General features: G+C 62.0%; 29 protein-coding genes and 1 pseudogene. 11 read left to right on the plus strand and 19 right to left on the minus strand.

Annotation, left to right across the window (positions count from 1 at the left end; all coding sequences use genetic code 11):
* Window positions 1–705, minus strand: coding sequence for a TIGR02281 family clan AA aspartic protease (locus tag NKJ91_RS18500; protein ID WP_352456729.1), 705 nt, complete (start codon window positions 703–705; stop codon window positions 1–3).
* 13 nt (window positions 706–718) lie between these two features.
* Entirely contained in the window at window positions 719–952 is a 234-nt protein-coding gene (locus NKJ91_RS18505; RefSeq protein WP_031193575.1) for a DUF1289 domain-containing protein, read from the minus strand.
* 197 nt (window positions 953–1149) lie between these two features.
* Here NKJ91_RS18505 and NKJ91_RS18510 point away from each other — a divergent pair, with 197 nt between their 5' ends.
* Window positions 1150–2148: a nicotinate-nucleotide--dimethylbenzimidazole phosphoribosyltransferase gene (locus tag NKJ91_RS18510; protein ID WP_352456776.1), complete on the plus strand. Its 999-nt coding sequence runs from the start codon at window positions 1150–1152 to the stop codon at window positions 2146–2148.
* A gap of 4 nt (window positions 2149–2152) precedes the next feature.
* Here the strand turns inward: NKJ91_RS18510 and NKJ91_RS18515 are convergent, their stop codons facing one another.
* On the minus strand, window positions 2153–3667 hold the full coding sequence (locus NKJ91_RS18515) for a sensor histidine kinase (RefSeq protein WP_352456730.1): 1515 nt from the start codon (window positions 3665–3667) through the stop codon (window positions 2153–2155).
* Window positions 3668–3742: 75 nt separating this feature from the next.
* Here NKJ91_RS18515 and NKJ91_RS18520 point away from each other — a divergent pair, with 75 nt between their 5' ends.
* The 4 genes and pseudogenes from NKJ91_RS18520 (at window position 3743) to NKJ91_RS18535 (ending at window position 6343) form a co-directional block, all read left to right on the plus strand.
* Window positions 3743–4366 carry a thermonuclease family protein gene (locus tag NKJ91_RS18520; RefSeq protein WP_352456731.1) on the plus strand — a complete coding sequence of 208 codons (624 nt, stop codon included), beginning with the start codon at window positions 3743–3745 and terminating at the stop codon, window positions 4364–4366.
* Between the two features lie 41 nt (window positions 4367–4407).
* Entirely contained in the window at window positions 4408–5019 is a 612-nt protein-coding gene (locus NKJ91_RS18525) for a glutathione S-transferase (protein WP_352456732.1), read from the plus strand.
* Window positions 5016–5650, plus strand: a pseudogene (locus tag NKJ91_RS18530) (uracil-DNA glycosylase family protein). Before NKJ91_RS18525 ends, NKJ91_RS18530 begins: the two are co-directional and overlap by 4 nt.
* Before the next feature lie 201 nt (window positions 5651–5851).
* A complete protein-coding gene (locus tag NKJ91_RS18535) occupies window positions 5852–6343 on the plus strand; it encodes an Lrp/AsnC family transcriptional regulator (RefSeq protein WP_023675006.1) in 492 nt (163 codons plus the stop codon).
* A gap of 11 nt (window positions 6344–6354) precedes the next feature.
* Here the strand turns inward: NKJ91_RS18535 and NKJ91_RS18540 are convergent, their stop codons facing one another.
* The 11 genes from NKJ91_RS18540 to NKJ91_RS18590 form a co-directional block, all read right to left on the minus strand.
* The gene (locus NKJ91_RS18540) at window positions 6355–6927 is read right to left on the minus strand and encodes a DUF3299 domain-containing protein (RefSeq protein WP_352456733.1); all 573 of its coding nucleotides are present in this window, start codon (window positions 6925–6927) and stop codon (window positions 6355–6357) included.
* Between the two features lie 68 nt (window positions 6928–6995).
* Entirely contained in the window at window positions 6996–7577 is a 582-nt protein-coding gene (locus NKJ91_RS18545) for a GNAT family N-acetyltransferase (RefSeq protein WP_352456734.1), read from the minus strand.
* Window positions 7537–8241 carry a DNA alkylation repair protein gene (locus NKJ91_RS18550; protein WP_352456735.1) on the minus strand — a complete coding sequence of 235 codons (705 nt, stop codon included), beginning with the start codon at window positions 8239–8241 and terminating at the stop codon, window positions 7537–7539. Before NKJ91_RS18550 ends, NKJ91_RS18545 begins: the two co-directional genes overlap by 41 nt.
* Window positions 8242–8250: 9 nt before the next feature.
* Window positions 8251–9225 (minus strand): NAD(P)-dependent oxidoreductase, encoded by a 975-nt coding sequence (locus NKJ91_RS18555; protein WP_352456736.1) that lies wholly within the window; start codon window positions 9223–9225, stop codon window positions 8251–8253.
* Window positions 9186–10013, minus strand: a complete 828-nt coding sequence (locus NKJ91_RS18560) for an ABC transporter permease (protein WP_352456737.1) — start codon at window positions 10011–10013, stop codon at window positions 9186–9188. Before NKJ91_RS18560 ends, NKJ91_RS18555 begins: the two co-directional genes overlap by 40 nt.
* Complete coding sequence (locus NKJ91_RS18565; protein WP_023675013.1) at window positions 10010–10723, minus strand: ABC transporter permease; 714 nt, start codon at window positions 10721–10723, stop codon at window positions 10010–10012. The genes NKJ91_RS18560 and NKJ91_RS18565 overlap by 4 nt, the downstream gene beginning before the upstream one ends.
* Window positions 10724–10841: 118 nt before the next feature.
* The gene (locus NKJ91_RS18570; protein ID WP_023717637.1) at window positions 10842–11624 is read right to left on the minus strand and encodes an ABC transporter substrate-binding protein; all 783 of its coding nucleotides are present in this window, start codon (window positions 11622–11624) and stop codon (window positions 10842–10844) included.
* A gap of 213 nt (window positions 11625–11837) precedes the next feature.
* The gene (gene mobB, locus NKJ91_RS18575) at window positions 11838–12347 is read right to left on the minus strand and encodes a molybdopterin-guanine dinucleotide biosynthesis protein B (RefSeq protein WP_352456738.1); all 510 of its coding nucleotides are present in this window, start codon (window positions 12345–12347) and stop codon (window positions 11838–11840) included.
* Window positions 12344–12973 (minus strand): molybdenum cofactor guanylyltransferase MobA, encoded by a 630-nt coding sequence (mobA, locus tag NKJ91_RS18580; protein WP_352456739.1) that lies wholly within the window; start codon window positions 12971–12973, stop codon window positions 12344–12346. Before mobA ends, mobB begins: the two co-directional genes overlap by 4 nt.
* A gap of 58 nt (window positions 12974–13031) precedes the next feature.
* On the minus strand, window positions 13032–13952 hold the full coding sequence (locus NKJ91_RS18585; protein WP_352456740.1) for a DMT family transporter: 921 nt from the start codon (window positions 13950–13952) through the stop codon (window positions 13032–13034).
* A gap of 122 nt (window positions 13953–14074) precedes the next feature.
* On the minus strand, window positions 14075–14431 hold the full coding sequence (locus NKJ91_RS18590) for a hypothetical protein (protein ID WP_352456741.1): 357 nt from the start codon (window positions 14429–14431) through the stop codon (window positions 14075–14077).
* 199 nt (window positions 14432–14630) lie between these two features.
* Here NKJ91_RS18590 and NKJ91_RS18595 point away from each other — a divergent pair, with 199 nt between their 5' ends.
* Window positions 14631–15359 carry a DUF1579 family protein gene (locus NKJ91_RS18595; protein WP_352456742.1) on the plus strand — a complete coding sequence of 243 codons (729 nt, stop codon included), beginning with the start codon at window positions 14631–14633 and terminating at the stop codon, window positions 15357–15359.
* A 51-nt stretch (window positions 15360–15410) separates the two neighbouring features.
* Here the strand turns inward: NKJ91_RS18595 and NKJ91_RS18600 are convergent, their stop codons facing one another.
* Together NKJ91_RS18600 and moaA are read right to left on the minus strand one after the other, a co-directional pair.
* A complete protein-coding gene (locus NKJ91_RS18600; protein WP_352456743.1) occupies window positions 15411–15884 on the minus strand; it encodes a hypothetical protein in 474 nt (157 codons plus the stop codon).
* 55 nt (window positions 15885–15939) lie between these two features.
* Window positions 15940–16935: a GTP 3',8-cyclase MoaA gene (moaA, locus tag NKJ91_RS18605; protein ID WP_352456744.1), complete on the minus strand. Its 996-nt coding sequence runs from the start codon at window positions 16933–16935 to the stop codon at window positions 15940–15942.
* Between the two features lie 199 nt (window positions 16936–17134).
* Between moaA and NKJ91_RS18610 the strand changes: the two genes are divergently transcribed.
* Entirely contained in the window at window positions 17135–17488 is a 354-nt protein-coding gene (locus tag NKJ91_RS18610; RefSeq protein WP_352456745.1) for a gamma-butyrobetaine hydroxylase family protein, read from the plus strand.
* Window positions 17489–17511: 23 nt separating this feature from the next.
* On the opposite strand, the gene NKJ91_RS18615 is transcribed toward NKJ91_RS18610, so the two are convergent.
* Complete coding sequence (locus NKJ91_RS18615) at window positions 17512–17940, minus strand: nuclear transport factor 2 family protein (protein ID WP_352456746.1); 429 nt, start codon at window positions 17938–17940, stop codon at window positions 17512–17514.
* A gap of 158 nt (window positions 17941–18098) precedes the next feature.
* On the opposite strand from NKJ91_RS18615, the gene NKJ91_RS18620 reads away from it, so the two are divergent.
* A complete protein-coding gene (locus NKJ91_RS18620; RefSeq protein WP_352456747.1) occupies window positions 18099–18710 on the plus strand; it encodes a pyridoxamine 5'-phosphate oxidase family protein in 612 nt (203 codons plus the stop codon).
* 27 nt (window positions 18711–18737) lie between these two features.
* On the opposite strand, the gene NKJ91_RS18625 is transcribed toward NKJ91_RS18620, so the two are convergent.
* Window positions 18738–19190, minus strand: coding sequence for a MarR family winged helix-turn-helix transcriptional regulator (locus NKJ91_RS18625; protein ID WP_352456748.1), 453 nt, complete (start codon window positions 19188–19190; stop codon window positions 18738–18740).
* A 47-nt stretch (window positions 19191–19237) separates the two neighbouring features.
* On the opposite strand from NKJ91_RS18625, the gene NKJ91_RS18630 reads away from it, so the two are divergent.
* The gene (locus tag NKJ91_RS18630; RefSeq protein ID WP_352456749.1) at window positions 19238–20146 is read left to right on the plus strand and encodes an alpha/beta hydrolase; all 909 of its coding nucleotides are present in this window, start codon (window positions 19238–19240) and stop codon (window positions 20144–20146) included.
* Window positions 20147–20180: 34 nt separating this feature from the next.
* Here the strand turns inward: NKJ91_RS18630 and NKJ91_RS18635 are convergent, their stop codons facing one another.
* Complete coding sequence (locus NKJ91_RS18635) at window positions 20181–20795, minus strand: TetR/AcrR family transcriptional regulator (RefSeq protein WP_352456750.1); 615 nt, start codon at window positions 20793–20795, stop codon at window positions 20181–20183.
* Window positions 20796–20893: 98 nt separating this feature from the next.
* Between NKJ91_RS18635 and NKJ91_RS18640 the strand changes: the two genes are divergently transcribed.
* A complete protein-coding gene (locus NKJ91_RS18640) occupies window positions 20894–21640 on the plus strand; it encodes an SDR family NAD(P)-dependent oxidoreductase (protein ID WP_352456751.1) in 747 nt (248 codons plus the stop codon).
* A 220-nt stretch (window positions 21641–21860) separates the two neighbouring features.
* Window positions 21861–23765 carry a L,D-transpeptidase family protein gene (locus NKJ91_RS18645; protein WP_352456752.1) on the plus strand — a complete coding sequence of 635 codons (1905 nt, stop codon included), beginning with the start codon at window positions 21861–21863 and terminating at the stop codon, window positions 23763–23765.
* Window positions 23766–23768: the final 3 nt, after the last annotated feature.

Here is a 23768-nt window from a genome sequence, read left to right on the forward strand (position 1 = left end):
TTAATCCCGCAAAATCATGCGATCGCCGCGTACGTCGAAACCCGATAGCGAGCCGATGAAATTCATACCGAGAAGGCTCTGGCCGAGCGTGCCTGGTGCGGCGATCATGATGGGCATGTCCTTGCGCACGATGCCGCCGATCGACAGTTCGTCGGTTCGCACCGCCGCCGCGCGTGTCATGCCGTTGGCGGTAGAGATCGGTATGGTGAAGCGGAGAGCCGCCGAATTGAACCCGACCGCCAGCGCGTCCTCGGTGGTCAGCACGGTGCTGGTCGCGCCGGTATCGACAACCGTCAGGATCGGCGTGCCGTTGATCGTGACGCGCGCTTCGAAATGGCCGCTGCCGGCCTTGTCCAGGGTCACGGTGGCATGGCCTTCTTCCACGCCCAGCGCCAGCGGACTGCCGGGAACAAGGCCGGCGGTGACGCGGCTGGCGAAATCCTGCAACTCATAGCGGTACTGATAGCCGGCGATCAGCGCCAGCACGATGGCACCCCAGGCGCCGAGGCTGCGGGCCATGGTGCCCAACGGCCTGCCCGATCTGACCAGGCCGGCGCCGACGAGTGCCGCTAAGGCGCCAAGCCAGATCAGCTGGCTGAAATCGTAATTCTCAATGCCGAATGTACTGCCGGCGGAATCGTTGAGCATGAGCAGGAGTACACCCGCCCCGATCGCGACGATCAGAATCCACAGCAGTCGGTTCATCTCTGCGGCCGGTTCACGAGAGGGCGTCGCGTTCGCGTGCCATGCGGCTGCGACGGGTTTCCCGGCGGGGGCGTCGCTCGACCGTTTCCAGCCTTGCCGGCAGCTCGGCCATGACGCTGCGGCGGGTTTGCGGGGTCATGTCGATCCAGGCGGCGATTTCCTCGCGCGTGCGCCCGCAACCGAAACAGAAGCCGGTTTTCATATCGATCGAGCAGACCAGGATGCACGGGGATTCAATGGCCGTCATAAGGATTTCCTTGGCTAGCCTCCACATGGTGCAACGACAAAGTCAATGCAAGCCCTCCGGGAAGCGCCGCCAACGAATGCTTTCGCGTCAATACCGCCAAGTTGTACCAGGCCTGGAGGTTGTGCCGGCTTGAGGTTGTGCCGGCTGGCCAAGGCGGCTATGCCGCTCACCAATTCACACGGACGATCGCCATCGACATGACCAGCGCGCTGCCTTTCGACGATTTTCGCGACCTCCTAGTGAGCCTGCCGCCGGGAGATATGGCGGCCAAGGCCCGCGTGCGCCAGTTGTTTGTTAGGGCAGACAAGCCCAAAGGCTCGCTTGGCCGCATCGAGGACATCGCCGCCTGGCTTGCCGGGTGGAGCGGCCGCGCGCCGCCGGCGGTGACGCGGCCATTGGTGGCGATCTTTGCCGGCAATCATGGCGTCACCCGCCACGGCATTTCGCCGCGCCCCGCCGCCGCCACGGCAAATGCAGTCGAGCTCTGCGCCGCCGGCGGTGCAGCAATCAACCAGATCTGCATCGCCAACGATCTCGGCTTGAAGGTGTTCGATCTGGCCCTGCACATTCCGACAGCCGACATTACCGAGGATGCGGCACTGGACGAGCGCGGTTGCGCCGCCACCATGGCCTTCGGCATGGAAGCGATTGCCGGCGGTACCGACCTGCTTTGCCTTGGCGACCTCGGCGTCGGCAATTCGACTGTCGCCGCGGCCCTTTGCACGGCATTGTTCGGAGGCACCGGGGCCGACTGGATCGGCCCTGGATCAGGGGCCGACACGGTGATGCAGAAGCGCAAGGCGGAGGTGGTCGATGCCGCGATCGCGTTTCACGGCGCGAGCCTCAAGGACCCGCTGGAAGCGCTGCGCCGGGTCGGTGGACGGGAATTCGCCGCGATCTGCGGCGCCATTCTGGCGGCGCGGATGCAGAAGATCCCGGTGCTGCTCGATGGGTTTGCGGTGACTGCGGCCGCTGGTGTCCTACATGCCGCCAACCCCGCCGCGCTCGACCATTGTCTCCTCGCAAGCCTGTCGCCGGAGCCTGGTCATGCCAAGGTCGCCGAGCGCCTCGGCCTTCGCCCGCTGCTCGATCTGGGCGTCAGTCAAGGCGAGGGGGTAGGGGCGGCGCTTGCCGCCGGCTTGGTCAAGGCGGCCGCGCTGACCAGCTCCGGCATGGCAGCCGCGGTCCGCGGTTAAGCATTCAGCGCCGGCGCGAGGCAACCGCCTTGGTCGGCAGCGCCGGCAGTTCCTCCATCACCCGGCTCAGCGGGAAGATGGCGATCGCCTCGGTGCCTTCGCGCAGCCTGGAATGGAGCTGGAATTCGCCGCCATGCATGGCCAGCAAGCCTTGCACGATCGGCAGGCCAAGCCCGGTGCCCTGTTCGGCGCTCTTGATGGCGATCGAGCCCTGGCCGAAGGCCGAAAGCACGATCGGAATCTCGTCTTCCGGTATGCCCGGCCCATTGTCCTTGACGGAGAGATATTGCCCGCCGCCCGCCGTCCAGCCGACGCGCACGCGGATTTCGCCGCCGGTGGCGGTGAACTTGATGGCATTGGACAACAGGTTGAGCGCAATCTGCCGCACCGCGCGTTCGTCGGCGAACAGGCGCGGCAAGGCGTTTTCGAAATCCTGGACGATGCGGATGTCCTTGTTGCGCGCCTTCAGCTCCATCATGTGGCAGCAATCCTCGACGACGGAGAGCAGCATCATCGGCTCCTCGTTGAGCTGGTAGCGGCCCGCTTCGATGCGCGACAAATCGAGAATTTCGTTGATCAGGTCGAGCAGATGCTGTCCGGAGTCGTGCACGTCACGGGCATAGTCGCGATAGGTCGGGTTGCTCATCGGGCCGAGCACCTCGTTGGCCATCACTTCGGAAAAGCCGAGAATGGCGTTGAGCGGTGTGCGCAGTTCGTGGCTCATCGAGGCCAGGAAACGCGATTTCGCCAGATTGGCGTCTTCCGCCCGCCGCCGTGCCTCGTCCGACATCGATTTTGCCGTCTCCAGTTCGGCGATCAGCGCATCCTTTTCGGAGCGGAACGACAGCAGCATCAGCGAGGAACGGTTGAGTTGGCGCGCCACATAGGCGAAGAACGGCAACGAGGAGATCAGCAAGCCTGCCATGATCACTTCGACCGGCATCCATAATTTCGCACTGGCATAAGCATAGATGGCGACCGGGAGGGCGAAGGTCGCCAACAGCGCACCGCGCAGGGACGAGGCCAGGATCGCGGTTGCCGACATGGCGAGCAGCAGCACCACCGCCTTGGCGACCTGGAACTGATCCATTTGGCAAGTTTCGCAGCCGAGCCATGCGAACCAAGCCCAGCCAAGCCCGCACAGAAAATGGCCGATCAGGAAATCCCTATGCGTTTCCAGCGGGTTGAGTTCGGACGCTTGAGTGACGCGTCTGGCCATGAACGCAACGATGGTATAGCAGATGAATGTGAACAGCGCCCAGACGCCGATCTCCTTGCCGATGCCCGCGAACAAGCCTGCCGCGGCCGTTGCCAGAACGAGCAGCGGGATAACGATCACGCCGCCGGTCATCGAAAGCGCGTGGAGCTTCAACAGCTCGCGGTCGAAGTCGGGATTTCCGGCTTGCTGCGAAAGACGGTCGCGCGTCTTGCGCACCGCGCGCGCGACATCGCTGTTGCGATGGCGTTTTCTGCGGTCCACAATAAACTTGTCCGCCGTGGTCGAGCGTTGCAGGGGCATGAAGTCTTCAATTTACGCGGGCAGCAATTTCAAATCGTTAAGCTACGTTCGAATGATTAACCAACGGTTTGCCATATGAGCCGTTCGTGGTCGCGATGGCCGCGCCAGCGATACTATGCGCCGCGTCCGCGAAGCCTGTGGCGCCGACTAATGGACTATGGGCTGACACTCATCGTGCTCGGCCTGGCGATCCTCCTGGCGGCGCGCCTCGACCGGATCGAGACGCGCAAGACGGAGGGCGCGGCCACCGTCAATGACGGCGATAGCATCACCCTCGGCAGCGAGCGTGTCCGCATGCGTGGCATCGACGCGCCGGAATATTCGCAGATCTGCCGCAAGAACGGTGCCGACTATCCATGCGGCAAGCTCGCGCGGCAGTCCCTGGTGCGGTTGATAGCCGGCAAAGCGGTCTCCTGCAGCGGCTGGCAGCGCGACCGCTACGGCAGGCTGCTCGGCGACTGCAAGGCCGGTGGCAAGGATCTCAACCGCGCACAGGTCGAGGCCGGCTGGGCGGTCGCCTTTGGCGATTTCGAGACCGAGGAAGCTGCTGCGCGCGCAGGCAAAGCCGGCATCTGGGGCGGAACTTTCGACGAACCGAAGAACTGGCGCGAGAGCCACGGCCACGAGCTGGTCGAAAGAAAGCACGGCACCTTGGCGTCGATCGGCGATGCCTTGCGTGAAATTTTTCGCTTCTGGTGAGTTGTGCCTATAGTTCGTCGGGACGGACGAGGAGGATGGAGATGAAGCTGTTCGACGGCGGGCGCGCGCCCAATCCACGTCGGGTTCGGATTTTTCTGGCCGAAAAGGGACTTCAGGTTCCGCTGGTGCCCGTAGACATGGGCGCGCTGGAGCACAAAGAGCAGCCGGTCAGCTCGCGCAATCCGCTGAAGCGTCTGCCGGTGCTCGAGCTCGATGACGGCACCATCATCACCGAATCCGTCGCAATCTGTCGTTACTTCGAGGAACTGCACCCCGAGCCGGCTTTGTTCGGGCATGGGGCGCTCGGCAAGGCAATCGTCGAGATGTGGCAAAGACGTGTGGAGTTCAATCTGTTCGGCTGCGTCGCCGCGGCGTTCCGGCACATCCACCCCGCAATGAGGGAATGGGAGATCCCGCAAATCCCCGAATGGGGCGAGGCCAACAAGCCGAAGGCGATCGAATTCCTGAGATTTCTGGACACTGAGCTCGCCGGCAGGGAATTCATCGCCGGCGATGCCTATTCGATCGCCGACATCACCGGGCTGGTCGCCATCGACTTCATGAAGCCGGCTCGCATCAAGGTACCCGAAGAGTGCACGAACGTGCTGCGCTGGTATCGAGAAATCTCCAGCCGGCCGAGTGCCGCCGCCTGACAACGAGTTCCGAATGCGCGAAGAGCTGGAAGCCTTGACGGCGCGGGTACGCGCCTGCCGCATCTGCGTCGATAACCCGGCCGGCAGGCCGTTGCCGCACCAGCCGCGTCCGGTGCTCAGGCCATCGTCGAGTGCGCGTATCCTGATCGCCAGCCAGGCGCCGGGTACCAAGGTTCACATCACAGGGACGCCGTTCACCGACGCCTCCGGCGACCGGCTGCGAAGCTGGCTGGGCGTCCGCAGCGAGGAATTTTACGACACGGACAAATTCGCCATCGTGCCGATGGGCTTTTGCTTTCCCGGTCAGGACGCCAGGGGCGCCGACCTGCCGCCGCGCCGCGAATGTGCGCCGGCCTGGCGCACATCGCTGATGGCGCTGATGCCGCAAGTCGATATGGTGCTGACGATCGGCATCTACGCGCAAAGCTGGCATATGGGCGCGGCGCGCCGTCCCTCGCTGACGGAAACGGTCATGGATTGGCGTGCCATCTGGGCGGCGGCAATCGACCCGAAAGTCCTGCCGCTGCCGCACCCGTCCTGGCGCAACACCGGTTGGCTGAAGCGCAATCCATGGTTTGAAATGGATTTGCTGCCCTTCCTGAGATCGGAAATCCGCTATCGCCTCGGCTAGGCATTCAGCAAGAAATCACTCGCTTTCGCACTATGCGGCAGAATTTCTTTCTTGTAATAGGCTCGAGCAAGAGGGATTATGGTAATCCATTCCTCGAAGCGCGCCGCGCATGAGGGGACGCGCGTTAAATTCTTGTTTTTATGCATGTCGTTGTGCCAAGGCCGCTGCGCACTTGGACGACTTGCATCAGGGGAGCACCCAATGGACCGCCTTGATAGAAAAATTCTCCGCCTCCTGCAGGAGGATGCGACGCTTGCAGTCGCCGACGTCGCCAAGAAGGTCGGCCTGTCGACGACGCCGTGCTGGCGGCGCATCCAGAAGCTCGAGGAAGAGGGCGTCATCAAGCGGCGCGTCGCCATCCTCGATCATGAAAAGGTCAATGTGCGGGTCACGGTGTTCGTCTCGATCCGCACCAATTCGCACAGCCATGAATGGCTGCGGCGCTTTTCGGAGGTCATCCAGGAATTCCCGGAAGTGGTCGAATTCTATCGCATGAGCGGCGACGTCGACTATCTCTTGCGCGTCGTGGTGCCCGATATCGCCGCCTACGACGCCTTCTACAAGCGGCTGATCGCCAAGATCGAGATCCGCGACGTGTCGTCTTCCTTCGCCATGGAGCAGATCAAATACACGACCGAGATGCCGCTGGATTACATGATGCTCGACAAGGAGTCCGGCGCCAACGCCGCCTGAGATTCTTCTGTTTAGTTCTTCTTTTTGTTCAGGAAAGTCCATGGCGAGTTGACCGGCAGCGTGATCGTGTCCGGCACGGTGTCGACATTGACCACCTCGGCCTTGCGCACGGTGTAGCCCGACTGGATGACGCTGACGCCGTCAAGCATGAAAAGCTGGCTCTTCTCCATGCCCGGCCGTAATGCGCCGGTCACCGAAACCGGCTGGTAGGCCTCGGACATCCTGTAAGGGTGTGCAGGCGTGACGAGGACGATCTGGTTGGGCGGCGGCGTCGGCATGTGGCTGCAGGCTCCCGTCCACGGCACCAGCAGGAACTGGTAGACGAGATCGCCGTCGCGATCGACCGGCAGCGCATAGCCTGCGAGTTGCACGGTCTTGTCCTGCAAGTTGAGTGAGAGCGTCTCGCCATGATCCGGCATTTTGGCCGCAATCATCGGCAGTCCGACGCTTTCGGCGGCTGCCTGGGTCGCCGGGCGCAGATCCTTCCAGAAAATATGCATCGTCCCGGCGCAAGCGCTGTCTGCCACAATGGACACGAACACCGCGGCCGCCAGGATCGCTCCTGATTTGAGACGGTTGCTCATTGCTGCTCCATTGTTGAGCCTTGATCTGCGGCCTATGCCAGCAAGTAAAGCTGCCGCTGTCGCCAAGGTCAACGTTCAAGCCGCATCACATGCCGACGCGAGCCGGTCATGCCGATCTCGCGAAAGCCGCGGGCGGCGAACGTGTCCCGAAAACCCATAAAGCTGTAGCTCGGCGACGCCTGGTCGACCGGATAGGCTTCGATCGTCCTGGCGCCTTTGGCAAAGGCGTGATCGATGGCCGCGTCGAGTAATGCGCTTGCCAGCCCGCCGCCGCGCAGCGCTTTCGGTACATAGAAGCAGACGATCGACCAGATGCCCATCTCGCTATCGTTCTGCTGCCGTGACAGCTTGCGGTAGGTCTCGCGCGGCGCAATCGAGCACCAGCCGACGGTCCGGCCATCGATCTGGGCGACAATGCCGACCGGCGTGCCGGCGTCGATCAGCGTCATCATCGCGCGTTTCTTCTCGTCGTTCTCGACATGCTCGCGGCGATCGAGATTGCGCCAAGCCATACACCAGCAGTATTTCGGCCCGCCGGGTTGCTCGAACAGGTTTTCGAAATCGGCGCGCGTCGATTGCGTCACCTCCGTGAAGCGCACTTCGCTCAGGTCAAGCTTTTCTGGCGGCGAGCCGTTCGAGCGTCTTGGCATCGGAAAGTTCCTTCACGGCATCCTTGCCGATCCAGCGAGCAGTCCTGTCTGTCGAGGCCGCCAATTTTTGCGCCAGGGCAAGGGCAGGGCCGTGCAAATTCATCGATCGCTTGCCGATCGAACGAAGCGCCCAGTTCACGGCCTTCTTCACAAAATTGCGGCCGTCGGTCGCATGCGCCTCGATGATCGACAGGAATTCGAGGAAGGTCGTCTCGGGTTCCTTCTTCCGGTGGACTACCGACCAGGCCATCATCGCAAAAGCCGTGCGTCGAACGAATTCCCGTTCGTCGACCGCGAATTCGGCGATCAATTCCTTCCAGCAATCCGTATCGACAAAGAGATCGGAGACCCCGTCGACGATATCCCACGAGTCGAAAGTCGCCGCCCATCGTCTTGCATCCGCGGAGGAGAACCGCTCCGGATCGGCTGTCACGGAAGCGATGAACTGCGCCTCCATGATGCCTGTCTGCCAAAGCTCAAAGGCACGCTCATGGTTGCGCTTGATTTTCTTGGAAATCTGCCGCTGCACGCCATGCGAGATACCTAGCGCACGTTCGATCTTGATGCCGTAGCGCAGCATGCCAAGTCGATTTTCCTCCGAGGCGATCGAGCGCAGATGAGCGACGATTTCATCGGCGCTGGATTGAGGCGAAAGCTCGGCCACGGTGAAATCCTATTTCTCCAGCCTTGCCAGCAGCGAGGACGTGTCCCAGCGCTTGCCGCCCATCGCCTGCACGTCCTTGTAGAACTGGTCGACGAGTGCCGTCACCGGCAGTTTGGCGCCGTTGCGGTCGGCCTCGGCGAGGCAGATGCCAAGATCCTTGCGCATCCAGTCGACGGCGAAGCCGAAATCATATTTGCCGGCATTCATCGTCTTGTGCCGGTTCTCCATCTGCCAGGAACCGGCCGCACCCTTGGAAATCACCTCTATGACCTTTTCGATGTCGAGCCCAGCCTTCTTGCCGAAATGGATGCCCTCCGCCAGGCCCTGAACGAGGCCGGCGATGCAGATCTGGTTGATCATCTTGGTGAGTTGGCCAGCCCCGGCCGATCCCATCAATCCGACCATGCGGGCATAAGCATCTATGACTGGCTTGGCCCTGTCGAAGGCGTCGGGCTCGCCGCCGACCATCACGGTCAGCATGCCGTTCTCGGCGCCTGCCTGACCGCCGGAGACCGGGGCGTCGAGGAACGCAAACCCGAGCGCGTGCGACTGCTGCGCCAGTTCGCGCGCGACCTCCGCCGATGCCGTGGTGTTGTCGATGAAGATGGCGCCTTTCTTCATGGAATTGAAGGCGCCTTCGGCACCGGTCGTCACCGAGCGCAGATCGTCGTCATTGCCGACGCAGGAAAAGACGAAGTCCTTGCCCGCGGCCGCCTCTGCTGGTGTCGCGGCGAAGCTGCCGCCATGCTGGGCAACCCACTGCTCGGCCTTGGCCCTGGTGCGGTTGTAGACGGTGACGTCGTGACCGCCCTTGTTCTTGAGATGTCCGGCCATCGGATAGCCCATGATGCCAAGACCGAGAAATGCCACCGAAGCCATGTTTTCGAATCCCTTAGAAGCCTGCTTTGCGGTCCTCTCTACCGGATCAGGCAAGGCGATGGGAGTCAGCGGTGCAGATGGATGGTGATGCGGCGTTCGATCCACTCGACGCCGTGGCGCAATGTTTCCACGATGATCAGATAGATGATCGCCGCCCAGATATACGACTGAAAGTCGAAGGTGCGCGCATAGGTGAGCCGGGTGATGCCCATCAAATCGTAGACCGTGATGATGGCGACGATTGCCGAGCCCTTGATCATCAGGATGATCTCGTTGCCATACGGGCGCAACGCGACGATCAGCGCCTGCGGCAGGATGATCTTCCACATCGTCTGCAGTTTGTGCAGGCCGAGCGAGGCGGCACCTTCCCACTGGCCCCTCGGCACGCTCTCGATTGCGCCACGCAAAATCTCGGCCTGGTACGCGGCCGTATTCAGCGAAAAGGCGAAGATCGCGCAGTTGAACGCTTCGCGGAAGAAGCCCCACAGTCCGACCATCTCGAGCTCCGGCCGGAAGGAGCCGACCCCGTAGTAGACCAGGAAGGTCTGCGCCAACAGCGGCGTGCCGCGAAAGAAATAGACATAGGCATAAGCGAACCCCGAAAGGATCGGGTTCTTCGACATGCGTGCATAGGCGATCGGCACCGACAGGATCGCGCCAAGCACAATCGAGATGGCAACCAGCAGCAGCGTGACGCCGAGGCCGGATATGTAGCCGGGTGCATATTTCTGGAAGAACTCCGGGTTCCACGCAGCGACCAGGTAGACGACCATGCCAATGCCGAGAGCGATCCACAGGCCGACCAGGACATGGCCGAGGATGCGTTGACGCGACCAGCCGCGTGCGGGCGGCGGCGGCCGGTCGACCTTCAGCGTGTCGGTGGCCAGGCTCATCTCTTGACCTCGCTGCCGCCGACCGCTCGTTCGATCGCATTGATGCCGAAGGAGGAGACGATCGCCAGCAGGAGATAGATCAGGCCGGCAAAACCGTAAAACAGGAAGGCATGCTTGGTGACGCGCGCGGCAACCCCGCTCTGCCTGAGGATCTCGTTGAGACCAACGGCCGATACGAGCGCGGTGTCCTTGAGCAGGATGAGCCAGAGATTGGCAAGTCCGGGTAATGCGATGCGGATCAACTGCGGCAGCACGATCAGCCGCATCGTCTGGCCGCTGGACAGGCCAACCGAATAGCCTCCCTCATATTGCCCTTTTGGAATGGCGCGGAAGGCGGATAAAAACACCTCGCTGGAATAAGAGGAGAAAATGAAGCAGAGCGCGATCATGCCGGCGACGAAGCTGTTGACGTCGGCGGACGTTCCGGGGCTCACCAGCCGGACAATGTACTGCAGGATCAATGGGATGCCGAAGAAGATCAGAAACAGCGTGAGCAGCTCGGGTATTCCGCGAAAAATCGTGGTGTAGATGTTCCCGGCCAGTCTCAGCGACGGCTCTTCCGATTGTTTGGCCAGCGCCACGAAAAAGCCGAGCGTCAGCCCGAAGGGCAGAGTGGCCAGCGCAAGACATACCGTGACAAATACACCCGCGGCGATGTCGTCGAGCCAGCCTTCGGGTCCCCAACTGAGAAGCGTCAGTGCGCTCTGCATCCGCCTGCCTGTTCTCCTTGAGGCTCTTCGAGACCCGTGCCGCGTCACCCCTCGTGCGCGGCATCCTTATAAGCACGGCGGGAATCTCCCGCCGTTCAAGTCCTCGTATGTCGGTCGATCAGGACTCGCCGCCATAAACGTCATATTTGAAGTATTTGTCGTTGATTTCCTTGTACTTTCCGTTTGCTCGGATGGCGTCGATCGCCGCATTGAACTGGTTGACCAGATCGGTCTCGCCCTTGCGCACGGCAATGCCGGCGCCCGGACCGTGGATTTCGATGACCGGCTTGATTGTGCCGACCAGCTTGCAGCAGGCGCCGTCCGGCGAATCCAGCCATTGCTGCAGCACGACGATGTCGTCATTGGCGGCATCGAGCCGGCCATTGGCCAGATCGAGCTGGTATTCCTGTGCGGTCGGGTACGGCTTGACGGTGCTGTCGGTATAAGTCTTGGTCGAATAGTTGAAATGCGTGGTGGACGCCTGCACGCCGATTGTCTTGCCGGCCAAATCTTCCTTGGTGACACCCTTGATGTCGGTGTCCTTGGGCGCGGCGATCGCCGGCGGCGTATTGTAATATTTGTGGGTGAAGTCGACCTTCTCGGCGCGTTCCGGCGTGATCGACATCGACGCGACGATGGCGTCGAACTTGCCTGCCTGAAGGGCTGGAATGATGCCGTCCCAGTCCTGCGCGACAAAGGTGCACTTCACCTTCATCTCGTCGCAGAGCGCCTTGGCAATGTCGATATCGAAGCCTACGAGCTGGCCGTCGGCTGTCAGATTGTTGAATGGGGGATAGGCTCCCTCGGTGCCGATCCTCAAGGTCTTTTCCTGGGCCTGGGCAACGCCAAGCGTCAGCAGCGCAGCCGAAGCGGCAAGCGCGATACGCAGTGCAATACGCATAATGGTCCTCTCTGTTGGTCCCGGCCGTCGTTCCCGAACGGCTCTGTGGGCGGTGCTTTTGACCGCCCGCTGATGCGATACTCCCATTCTTTCCCAAGAAAAAGCAACTGCAAAACCGTCGCTTGAGGGAAGGTCATGTTCAGAAAGCGATGACGCTGGGTCAGACGCCTAAATTGGAAAGCAAGTGGGCGGAAACTGTCTTCTGCCGCATTTTCAGCGCGACAGGCTTGTGGCGCGCTCGATGAAGTCAGCTATCGAATTCGTGTCGTCGAGATCGAAGGCCGGCAGGTCTTCGCCGATAATGGGGAAGTCGGAGGCGATGGCGACAATGTGTGGATCGCCTGCCGAGAGCGGTGTCCGGTCCTTGGCCTCGAGCCGTCTCGTCTCGATTTTCTTGTGCGCTTCGCGCTTGTAACCCTCGACCAACACGATGTCGCACGGTGCCAGCCGTGACAGGATCGCGTCTAACGTCGGCTCGTCCTCGCCGCGCAATTCGTGCATCAGCGCCCAGCGCCTGCCCGACACGACCGCGACCTCCATCGCTCCCGCCTGCCGGTGGCGAAAGCTGTCCGCTCCGGGTTTGTCGATGTCGAAATCATGATGGGCGTGTTTTACCGTCGACACTTTCCAGCCGCGCCGGACGAGTTCGGCTACCAGCTTTTCGGTCAATGTCGTCTTGCCGGAGTTCTTCCAGCCGGTGATGCCGAAAATACGTCTTTTCATGGCTCGATGCTCTGCAACAGATGCACGGCCTGGGCAAGGTCGTCGGGAGTGTTGATGTTGAAGAACGGATCGATCTCGGCCCCGCCGGATTTCAGGATGGGAAATTCCACCTCGACAAAACCGTGCCGGTCGATGAACGCCGCAACGCGCCGGTTGTCTTCCTCGATGAGAAATTTTCGCAAGACCTGATCTAACCCTAGCGGCCAGAGTGCAAAGGTCGGATGCCGTTTGCCGCCGGAACAGGCGACGGCAATCGAGCCGGGGCGTTCGTCGGCTGCCGCGAGCAGCCGCTCGACCATATCCCTGGGCAGGAAAGGCGTGTCGCCGGCAGCCGTGACCAGCGCCTGGCAGGTCGTGTCGGAAGCCCATTCGAGGCCGGTCAGGATCCCGGCAAGCGGCCCGGCATAACCTTTGACAGTGTCGGCAAGCACCGGAAGCCCCGTCGCGGCAAACCGTGTCGGATCGCCATTGGCGTTTAGCGCAAGCGGTCCGACCTGCGGGCCAAGGCGCGAAACGACACGGTCGAGCAGGGTACCGTCGCCAAGCGCAAGCAGCGTCTTGTCGCCGCCACCCATCCGGCTCGATCGGCCGCCGGCCAGAATGATCCCTGCGATATGTCGGCCCATCGTTTGCTGCCTAGACCCAAAATCCAGTTTTCAAATCAGACAGTCGTCGACAGTCACTCTATATGCCGTCCGGCGCCATGTCCGGTCCAGTGCTTTCGGCGGCTGTTTTTCGCCGGCCGACGATCCGTTCGCGGTAGAGTGCATAGAGGCCTGACGCGATGATGATCGTGGCACCGAGGATCATCGGCAGATCGGGGACATCGCCGAAGATCGTGAAGCCAAGCAGGATCGACCAGAGCAGGGCGGTGTAGCGAAACGGCGCGATGAAGGAGATATCGCCCACCCGCATCGCCGTGATGATGAAGTGATAGCCGATGAGCACGAGCACCGCCGCCAGCGCCAGGAACGCCGTGCTTTGTCCTGTCATCGGTGTCCAGCCGCCCATCGGCGAAAGCAGTGCCGCGCCCAGAACTGTCATGGCAAGTGCGGTGGCGGTCGACACCAGCAATGTCGGAATTGCCTGCGGGATCCGCTTGGTAGCGAGATCGCGCACCGCACAGCATGCGACGCTGGCCAGCGCCAGCAGAGAAAAGACGCTGAACCCTTCGAAGCCGGGCCGCACGATGATCAGCACGCCGGCAAAACCGGCGGCAATGGCCAGCCAGCGCCGCCAGCCGACGCCCTCGTTGAACACAAGCGCGGCGCCCATCGTCACCGCCAGCGGCAGCGCCTGCAGCACGGCGGAGACATTGGCGATCGGAAGATGCGCCAGAGCAACCAGGAACGACACGGTGGCGCCAGCCTCGCCGGCAACGCGCAGCGCAACGGTCGGCTGCAGCATCGAACCTGGCCGGGCAAGCGCGCCCCGTTGCCACGCAAGCAGGCCAACGAAAAGCGAAGCGAAGGCGCCGCGGATCAGCATGACCTGCGCCATGTTCATCGATTCCGATGAGAATTTGGTGATCGCGTCGTTGAGAGTGAACCCAGCCATGGCCACCATCATGAACAACGCGCCGCGGAGGTTTGGCGAAAGAGGCAAGGCGATTACCGGGTGAGTCCTGCAGCAAGCGTCTAGCAGGCACCCACAAGACAGCAACGTCAAAGGGCTGGGCCACAGCCTTTCTGTGGCCCGTGACATCTGCCGCGCAAGAGCGGCAGGGCTTATTTGGGCGTCAGTACCTCGGTGCCGTTGCCTTCCTTGCCGGCAATCGTCCACAGGCCATGCAGCGAGCCGTCTTCCTGCATCTTGTAGACGACTAGACCGACCGCCTTGCCCATGACATAGCCGGCGGAGAAGGCATCGTCGTTGCGCATGCAGATACCGTCCGAGGACGAGCCGCCTGTCTCCCAATGGATCGTGCAGGTCGTCTCGCTGGTCAGCGTGATCGTCGCGTCGCCACCATAGGACGACCCATCGAAATTGGTGCCGGCCACGGCATAGGTGCCGCCGATCGACTGAGCCGCCGCGGGCAGGGCCGCGAGGCTGAGCAATGCAAGAGAAAGAATGAGTTTGCGCATATCGTATTCCCCCACTGGGCGAAGAACCGCTCCAGAGCAAAGGCTAGGCCCGAATGGGCTTGCGGTAAATCCGGTGACCGTTTGCGGACAAGACCTTTTCTGGGTGTGACCCAAAAAAAAGGTGCCGTTCTAAAGGATGGGTTCGGAGGGCAAATTTATCACACTGCGGCTCGAGGAAAATTTTTCGACGAGATCAAATTTGCTCGGCAAGATTCACCAAATTGGTCATTGTAAGCTTCTGATCGTGTTGGGGAGATGGTCCATGATGAATGCACGAGGCAATGCGGACTGGCTTGGCACAGGCAGCAGGCGGCATGTTTCGTCGGCTTTCCGGTTCTCTTCTGCCCTGGCGGTTATCCTCATGGCGATAGCGCCTGCGTTCGCCGAGAACGGCGCTTCGGCGTCGGCAGTCGAACGGATGTCCACGCCGGGTCACGAAGCGGATGAGCTCGCTCGCCGCGTCGGGACATGGTCCGTCGTCAACACGATCTGGCCAACGCCCGGCGCCCAGCCGATCGTGATGACGGGGCTGGTGGCCGAGCGCACGATGATCGGTCCCTTCATGCAGGAGGTGATGCGCCCGGCGCCCGGGTCGAAAATGCCGGACTTCCAGCGGATAGCCTATTTGAGCTATGACCGGGTGGAGGGCCGCTGGAAGTATGTCTCCATGGACACCCGTTTCCCGGCAGGGATCATGCCCGCCTGGAGTTTTGGTGGCGAGGAGGACGGCAAGATTTCACTGCTGTTCCAGCCGCTTGGTTTCGTCGGCTTCGGCCCCGAGGTCGAAGGGCGGTTCACGGCCTCCGATTTCGTCATTTCCAGGGACGGCGACAATCACGAAGTGGCCGAGCAACATTTCCTCCAGGCCAATGGCAGCGGCAAAAAATGGCTTGCCGTACGATATGACTACACGCGCCAACAACCGTGACTCGCTAGCAAAAACAATAGGCTGCCAATAAGTTCTGACGTCGCCGGATGCTCACGGTCCCCTGAGGCTGCCGGCGATCGCATCGACGAGCGGGTCGTATTTCGATTTCAGGGCTGGCGGGTAGTCGATCCAGACCGTTCGGATGACACCGTCTTTTCCGAACAGGCGGCGTTCATAGAAGATGTTCCCGCCTTTGATGCCCGACAGCACCGCCCAGTCCTTGCCGGTCTTGCTGTAGGTGATCCTGTAGCCAGGTTCCTTGCTGGCCCTCTCGGCGGAGACGAAGGCTGTCGGGGTGTCATCATCGATGTTGAGGATACCCGAACAGATCAGGCTGGCGCCATCGGCAGTGAGCCATTGTTGTCCATCGCCATTGTCCGGCTCAGGCTGGCGAAGAGTGAAGATTTCATCCGGATAGGTGCAGATGGTACCGAAGCGCTCGTTCGTGTAGGTAAATGGCGCGGCAACTGCCGTGGTCCCCGCCATCACTCCGAAAAACGTCAGGACTGCAAAAAACCGCTGCACGCCTTGCCTCGCGCCGATACCAAGGTGATTATTCTTGCACGAAATCGGCGAAAAATCAGCCGCCGGTGACGCTCATATGCCGCGACACCGACGGACGGTTGGTGCGGCGATCGATGATGAAGTCGTGGCCTTTGGGCTTGCGGCCGATTGCTTCGTCGATGGCATCGGCGACCAGCTCGTTGCCTTCCGACGCACGCAGCGGCGCGCGCAGGTCGGCCGCATCTTCCTGGCCGAGGCACATGTAAAGGGTGCCGGTGCAGGTCAGCCGGACCCGGTTGCAGCTTTCGCAGAAATTATGCGTCATCGGCGTGATGAAGCCCAGCCGTCCGCCGGTCTCGGCGACTTGGACATAGCGGGCCGGGCCACCGGTCTTGTAGGGAATGTCGCTTAGCGTGAACTGGCGTTCGAGAGCCGCGCGCAGCAGCGACAGCGGCAAATACTGGTCGGTGCGGTCGGCGTCGATCTCGCCCATCGGCATGGTTTCGATGACCGTCAGATCCATGCCGCGGCCATGCGCCCAGCGCAGCATTTCCGGCAATTCGGCGTCATTGAAGTCCTTCAACGCCACGGCGTTGAGCTTTACCCTTAGCCCGGCCGCCTGCGCGGCGTCGATGCCGTCCATGACCTTGTCCAGATTGCCCCAGCGGGTGATCTGGCGGAATTTGTCGGCATCGAGGGTATCGAGCGAGACGTTAATGCGCTTGACGCCGCAGTCGGCGAGCTCGGCGGCAAAGCGGGAAAGCTGCGATCCGTTGGTGGTCAGCGTCAGCTCTTCCAGTGCACCACTCTCGAGATGCCGCGAAAGCTGGCGTACCAGGTGCATGATGTTCTTGCGCACAAGCGGCTCACCGCCGGTGAGGCGGAGCTTGCGCACACCCTTTTCGATGAAGACCGTGCAGAGCCGGTCGAGCTCTTCCAGCGACAGCAGGTCCTTCTTCGGCAGGAACGTCATGTCCTCGGCCATGCAATAGGTGCAGCGGAAATCGCAGCGGTCGGTGACCGACACGCGCAGGTAGGTGATCGTGCGACCGAAAGGATCGATCATATCCATGCTTGTGCGCTTCCCGTGGGCGTGAACGGCTTCGTTATATATGGCTATGTGATACGAGCCAACTTGGCATTCAAGATAGAAGCTCGCGATCATCGGTAACATTCCGACGCCGACAGATCATGTCGGAACTTTCCATGCGGCCTTTTCCCTCGACGCGAAGCGGCGTAGGGAAGGGCAGTTCTCCGCAGGATCCACCAGCATGACAGCGCCAAAAGAACTTAGGGTCTCGAAGGACCGCAAGCTGCTTTCCGTCACCTTTCCGGGCCATCAGCCGTTCGAATTGTCGGCCGAGCTGCTGCGCGTCGCCTCGCCATCGGCCGAGGTGCAGGGCCATTCGCCCGAACAGCGCGTCACCGTTCCCGGCAAGCGCAATGTAGCGATTCTGAAGATCGAGCCGGTCGGCAATTATGCCGTGCGCATCACCTTCGACGATTTCCATGATACCGGCATCTTCACCTGGAATTACCTGCATACGCTGGGTCATGAGAAGGATGCACGCTGGGCCGCCTATCTCGCCGAACTGGAAGAGAAGGGGCTGAGCCGCGACCGTTGAATGGATCCCGCAGGGCTCTCAGGTCAACGCAGGATCGCCAGTATCTCGCTGGTGTCGTAATAAAACGGCGTGCCTTCGATCAGCCGGTCATCCTTGAAGCGCAAGACTTCGGCAAACGGCTGTTTGACGGTTGCACCATTGGCCCGCGATGTCAGCGAAAGCGAGCAGCTCATGAACACCGTGTCATCGTTTTGGGCGACCTGAAGGTCCTCCACCGCCACGTCGCTCCAGATTTCCCGCATTTTGCGGAAAAGGGCGCCAACGCCGTCGAGGCCGTTCCAGTCACCGGCATAGGGCAGGGAGCGCGGCTCATGCACGACAATCTCGGCATGAAATGCGCCGGCAAGCATATCGAGGCTCTCCGAGCCTGATTGCAGGAAACGCATTTCAACATTGAACATGTTTTCAATAAGTTCCATGGCGGTGCGTCGCCGGTCGAGCGGTTTATCCATTTTTGACCTCCGTATCCGTTGGCACGATCATGCAGGTAAAGCGGTTTGCCCTTGTTCGCGTTGCCTCGACCCCGTTTCCTGATGACCGGCAAACGGGCACTTGTCGTGAAAACGTCATCCATCTGGAGTAGCGCCGGCAAAGCGTTGGAGACGAAAACATGTCCATAATCACCAGCATCGAACAGCTTGAAGCGCTCTATGGCCTGCCCGGCGAGGCGTCGGTGGTCAAGGAACTCGACCAGCTGATTCGCGAATACGCAGCTATCATCGAGGCTTCGCCGTTTGCCGCGCTCGCAACCTGCGGGCCAGAAGGGCTGGACTGCTCGCCGCGCGGCGATCTCGCCGGCTTCGTCCGCATCCACGATCCGAAAACGCTGATGATGCCGGACCGGCGCGGCAACAACCGTGCCGATTCGCTAAGGAACATCCTTCGCGATCCGCGCGTCGCGCTCCTGTTCCTGGTGCCGGGTTCCGGCACGACGCTGCGCGTCAATGGCCGCGCCCACATCACCACCGATACCGGGCTCTGCGCCTCGTTCGCCGTCGAGGGCAAGCCGGCGCGCTCGGTGACGATCATCGAGATCGATGCGGTTTATTTCCAGTGCGCCCGCGCCATCCACCGATCGGAACTGTGGAATCCGGCAAGGCATGTCGACCCGAGATCGCTGCCGACTCCCGGCCAAATCCTGGAAATCACCAGCCGCAAGAACATTGACGGCGAGGTCTACGACAAGGAATGGCCCGAGCGCGCGAAAAAATCGATGTGGTGAAGCATTTGGTGGTGGAGCACTGGGCTGTCAGGCGGTCTTCAAAACCTCGGCAACCCTACGCATCTGTTCGCCGATCATGTCACATTGTTCCGGCGTCGACTGGCTCATCGCCTTCTCGATCAGCGCCATATGGACCTTCAGCGCCTGCATCAGCAGTGCCTCGCCGGCCTCTGTCAACGTCAGCCTCAGCACGCGCTTGTCCTTCTCGTCGCCCTCGCGGCGCAGCAGGCCACGGGTCTCCAGCTGAGGCAAAAGCATGGTGATGTTGGAGCGGCCGACCAGCAGCCGACGAGCAAGGTCGTGCTGCGACATGCCGGGATGACGGTAGAGATTCATCAGCACGTCGAGCTGCGCCGGCTTCAGGTCGAGCGGCGCAAGCTTCACCGCCAGGGTGCGTTCCACCACATGGCAGGCGCGCGCCACCGCGACCCAGTTGCGAAAACGCGGGTTGTCCCAGGGCAGGTCTTGCTTAATGTTCATGTTTGAACTATTATGTTCATGCTTGAACCAATGAATGGATCGCCACTATGGCATCATTTGGACTGAAGGTCATCCGCGGCACGTTCGGCGTGGCTGAGCATGTGGCACCGCGACTCACCGGGCGTGCTGCATTCGAGCTGTTCTGCCGCACGCCGCACGAGAAGAGCTTGAGCAAAGGCGAACGCCGCGCAATCGATCGCGCCGCCGATTTCATGACCCAGGCACGCCATCACCGGCTAAAGACCAGAACCGGCTGCGTCATGGTGCATGAATTCCGGCCCGAGCCGGGCAGGGCCACTGCCGGCACCGTGCTCGTCATCCATGGTTGGCGTTCGCGCACCGAATACATGCGCACGCTGATCGAAGCCTATCGCGATGCCGGCTACAAGGTGGTCTCGCTCGATCTGCCGGGCCACGGCCAGTCGCAGGGCCGCCGGCTTACCCTGGTCAGTGCGGTCGATGCGGCACGGGTTGCCGGCGAATGGTTCGGCCCGTTCGCGGCCATTGTCGGCCATTCCTTTGGTGGTGCCGTTGCCGCCAACGCCGTCGCCGGTTCGATCAGGAACATCCCGCGATTGGCGGCCGGGCGGCTGGTGCTTATCGCCGCGCCGAGCTCGCTGCCGGCGATCTTCGCTGATTTCAGCCGCATGCTGAATGTCGGCTCGCGCTCGCAGGCCGCCATGGCCGACCGGGTCGAGCGCATCGCCGGCCGGCCGTTGCACGAGTTCACCGGTGACCGCCAGCTCGCAAGCACGCCGCTGCCGACGCTGGTGATCCACGCGCCGGACGACCGCGAAGTGTCCGCCGAGCATGCAAGGCTCTACACGCGCGCCGGAGACCATGTGCGGCTTTACTGGGCCGACGGGCTCGGCCACCGCCGCATTCTCGCCGACAGGGGTGTGGTGGAGCGTGCCGTTGGCTTCGTTGCCGGCAGGCTGGAGCCGTCTCTGCAGTGACCTGAATATCGTTCTTGTCAGCCGGGTTCGACCGTCACGCCGCCCCGGTGCTGGCCATCGCTATCCAAGCCGCCATTGCCCCGTCCACCGTCGCCAGAAGAGCCGAGCGCGACGCGCCGTCGCGCGCCTGGATCGACATGCCGTGCTGCACGGTCGCGTAGAAGGTCGCGGCCGTACCGCAGTCGAAATCAGCCGGCAACTCCCCCTCGGCCACGCCACGCTCGAGCCGTCTCAGCAAGGCTTCGCGGTTTTCGGCGCGGCGACGGCGCAGATCATCGCAGATGGCGCCGCGGCTTGAGTCCTGGTGCAATGCGCCGAGCGCGATAAGGCAGCCTTGCGGACGACCGGTCTGTGAATAGGCCCTGGCAGTCTGCCGCAGGAACCGTTCGACCGCCTGGCGCGCGGTCGGCGCCTTTTCCAGCGCGGACCAGATCTCGGTTCCCTCGACCCGCGTGTAAAGCTCGGTTGCCTCGAGAAACAGCGCTTCCTTGCTGCCGAAGGCGGCATAGAGGCTGGGAGAGTTGATGCCCATTGCAGCGGTCAGGTCGCTTATCGACGCGCCCTCATAACCCTTGGCCCAAAACACTTCCATTGCGCGCCGCAAGGCGGCGGCTCGATCGAAGGTGCGGGGGCGGCCTCGTTCCGGCATGGCATCCTTTCTGTATTGATCGATACATAATTCAGTTGACGTGGTTCAGCAAGGCTGGCAGATATTTATGTATCAATCACTACAAAATGGAGAAGCAGATGTCATCCAGAAGCTTGAACGGCAAGGCCGCCCTCGTCACCGGCGGCAGCCGCGGCATTGGTGCGGCGATCGCAAGAAGGCTCGCGGCCGACGGCGCAGGCGTGGTGATCACCTATGTGAATGGCGAGGAAGGGGCGCGTGCGGTGGTCAGGGAAATCGAGGCGGCCGGCGGCCGGGCCTTTGCCATCAAGGCCGACAATCGCGATGCTGGGGCGATCGAGGCGGCAGTCGATGAGGCGGCAAAAGCCTTCGGACGGCTCGACATCCTCGTCAACAGCGCCGGCATCTGGCGCGCTGCGCCGATCGATGTGCTGTCGCTTGCCGATTTCGATGAGACGATGGAGGTCAACCTCAGAGCCCCGTTCGTCGCCGCCAAGGCGGCAGCAGCGCATATGGGCGAGGGTGGCCGGATCATCTCGATCGGCAGCAATCTGGCCGAGCGTGCCACCGACACCGGCCTGAGCGCCTATTCGGCCAGCAAGGCTGCCTTGGTTGGCCTGACCAAGGCCTTTGCACGCGATCTCGGTCCGCGCGGCATCACCGCCAATGTCGTCCATCCGGGGTCGACCGATACCGACATGAATCCGGCAGCCGGCCCGCACGCCGAGCATCAGCGCCAGAAGATGGCGATGCCTCGCTTCGGCACGGCCGACGAGATCGCCGGCATGGTCGCCTGGCTTGCCGGTCCCGAAGGACGCTTCGTGACAGGCACGGCATTGACCATCGACGGCGGCGCCAACGCTTGAGGCTTGGCTCACGGGCACTACCATTGATCGGGGGCGATGACGGATTGACTCGACCCGTCACGATCTTGTGAAACCGTTCTGCAACAGACGTTCCGAAATTTATGGAAGCTTAACGAAATCAGTATGAATCAGTGTAGTCACGCCTTACATCCGCCATGCGGTGGGCGAGACCGTGAAAGCGGTGCGGAACGGGATCCGGTTCAACCGGAGCGGGTGATCCATGAAACTCCTTGGAAACAAAGCAACCGTGCTGCCGTTTGCAGTGGCCGCGGCAATGCTGGCCTTCGGGGCGCCGAAGGCTGAAGCGCAAGGGTTCTTCGACATGCTTTTCGGCGGCGGCGTCAAACACGCACCGCCGAAAGGTAACTTTCCGCCGCCACCGTCAAAATACAAGCCGAAGCCCAAGGCGCCGGCCGCTTCCGGTGGTGGGGGCGGTGGTGGTGCGCAAATCAGCGGCCCGTCCTATTATACCTACAAGAGCGATCCGCTGGTGCGCGTCGATTTTTCGGCACTGTCGGCAGCGCCTGAACCAGCAACGCCTCAGGACGCTGCTTTCGAGCCGGCGGCCACCGGGGCTGCATTCCGCGAAGCCATTGCCGGCCTCGACGGCTATGACCTCTACGCCGAGAAGGACATCGCCAAGGCGCTGATCGCCTATTACTCGGCCAATCCGGATTTCATCTGGGTGACGGGAACCAGTCCCAGCAGCCGTGCCCAGGATGCCGTGCGGGTGCTGGGCGAGGCCGCGAGCTACGGCCTGACGCCCGCCGACTACACCGTCGAAGTTCCGGCAGCAGGCACATCGGCGGGCAATGTCGATGAACGCCTGAAAGAGCTGGTCCGCTTCGAGATGGCGCTGTCGGCGCGTGTCCTGCGCTACGCCCGTGACGCACAAAGCGGCCGCGTCGATCCCAACCGCATGACCGGCTACTACGATTTTCCGCCGAAGCCGCTCGACATGGAAGGGGTGCTGAAGACGCTGGCTCATACCCAGCAAGTGCGCACTTATCTCGAGTCGCGGCATCCACAGAATTCCGAGTATCAGGCGCTGCGCGTCGAACTGGAAGCGCTCCAGGCCAGCGCCGAAGACGAAATCGCCATCGATCCCAATCTGCTGTTGAAGCCGGGGCAGACCAGCCCCGAGCTGCCGAAGCTTTTGACAAAGATCGCGCGCAATCTCGATGACGAGATGGGCGGCGCCTATGGCGAGGTCCTGGCGAGGCTCGCTACCAGCGAGGTCTACGATCCGGAGCTGGTGCCGGTGATCAAGGCGGTGCAGAAACGGGCCGGCATGAAAGGCGACGGCGTCATCGGCCCGCGTACCGTTGCATCGTTGGCCGGAACGTCCAAGGCCGACAAAATTCAGAAGGTTCGGGTTGCGCTCGAAGAGTTGCGCTGGTTGCCTTCCGACCTTGGCAGCCCGCGCGTCTTCATCAACCAGCCGGCTTTCGCCGCGAGCTATATCGATGATGGCGAGGAGAAGCTGAAGACCCGCGCCGTGGTTGGCAGGCCCACCAACCAGACTGCTTTCTTCTATGACCAGATAGAGCAGGTCGACTTCCATCCCTATTGGGGCGTGCCGCAGTCGATCCTGGTCAACGAGATGCTGCCGCGGCTGCGCCGGGATCCTGGCTATCTCGACCGCGCCGGCTACGAGGTGGTCAATGCCCGCGGCAAGCGCATTCCCTCGTCCTCGGTCAATTGGGGCGCCTACGGCGCAAAGATACCCTACGGCGTGCGCCAGCTGCCGAGCGAGGCCAATGCGCTGGGCGAGCTGAAGATACTGTTCCCCAATAAGCATGCCATCTACATGCACGATACGCCGCAGAAGTCGTTTTTCCAGCGCGACATGCGTGCGCTCAGCCATGGCTGCGTTCGCTTGCAGGATCCGCGCGGCATGGCCGCTGCCGTGCTCGGCACCTCGGTCGACTACATCGAGGACAAACTGAAACACGGACATTCGACCGAGGACGTGACACGCAAGATCCCGGTCTATGTCGCCTATTTCACCGCATGGCCGGACCTGTCCGGCAAGGTCGAATACTTCAACGACGTCTACGGCCGCGATACAAGGCTGCAGCAGGCGCTCGACAGCACGGAAGCGGTGCGTTCGCCGGCAAGCTGACGA

The sequence above is a fragment of the Mesorhizobium sp. M0040 genome (assembly GCF_040323505.1).
GTDB lineage: Bacteria > Pseudomonadota > Alphaproteobacteria > Rhizobiales > Rhizobiaceae > Mesorhizobium.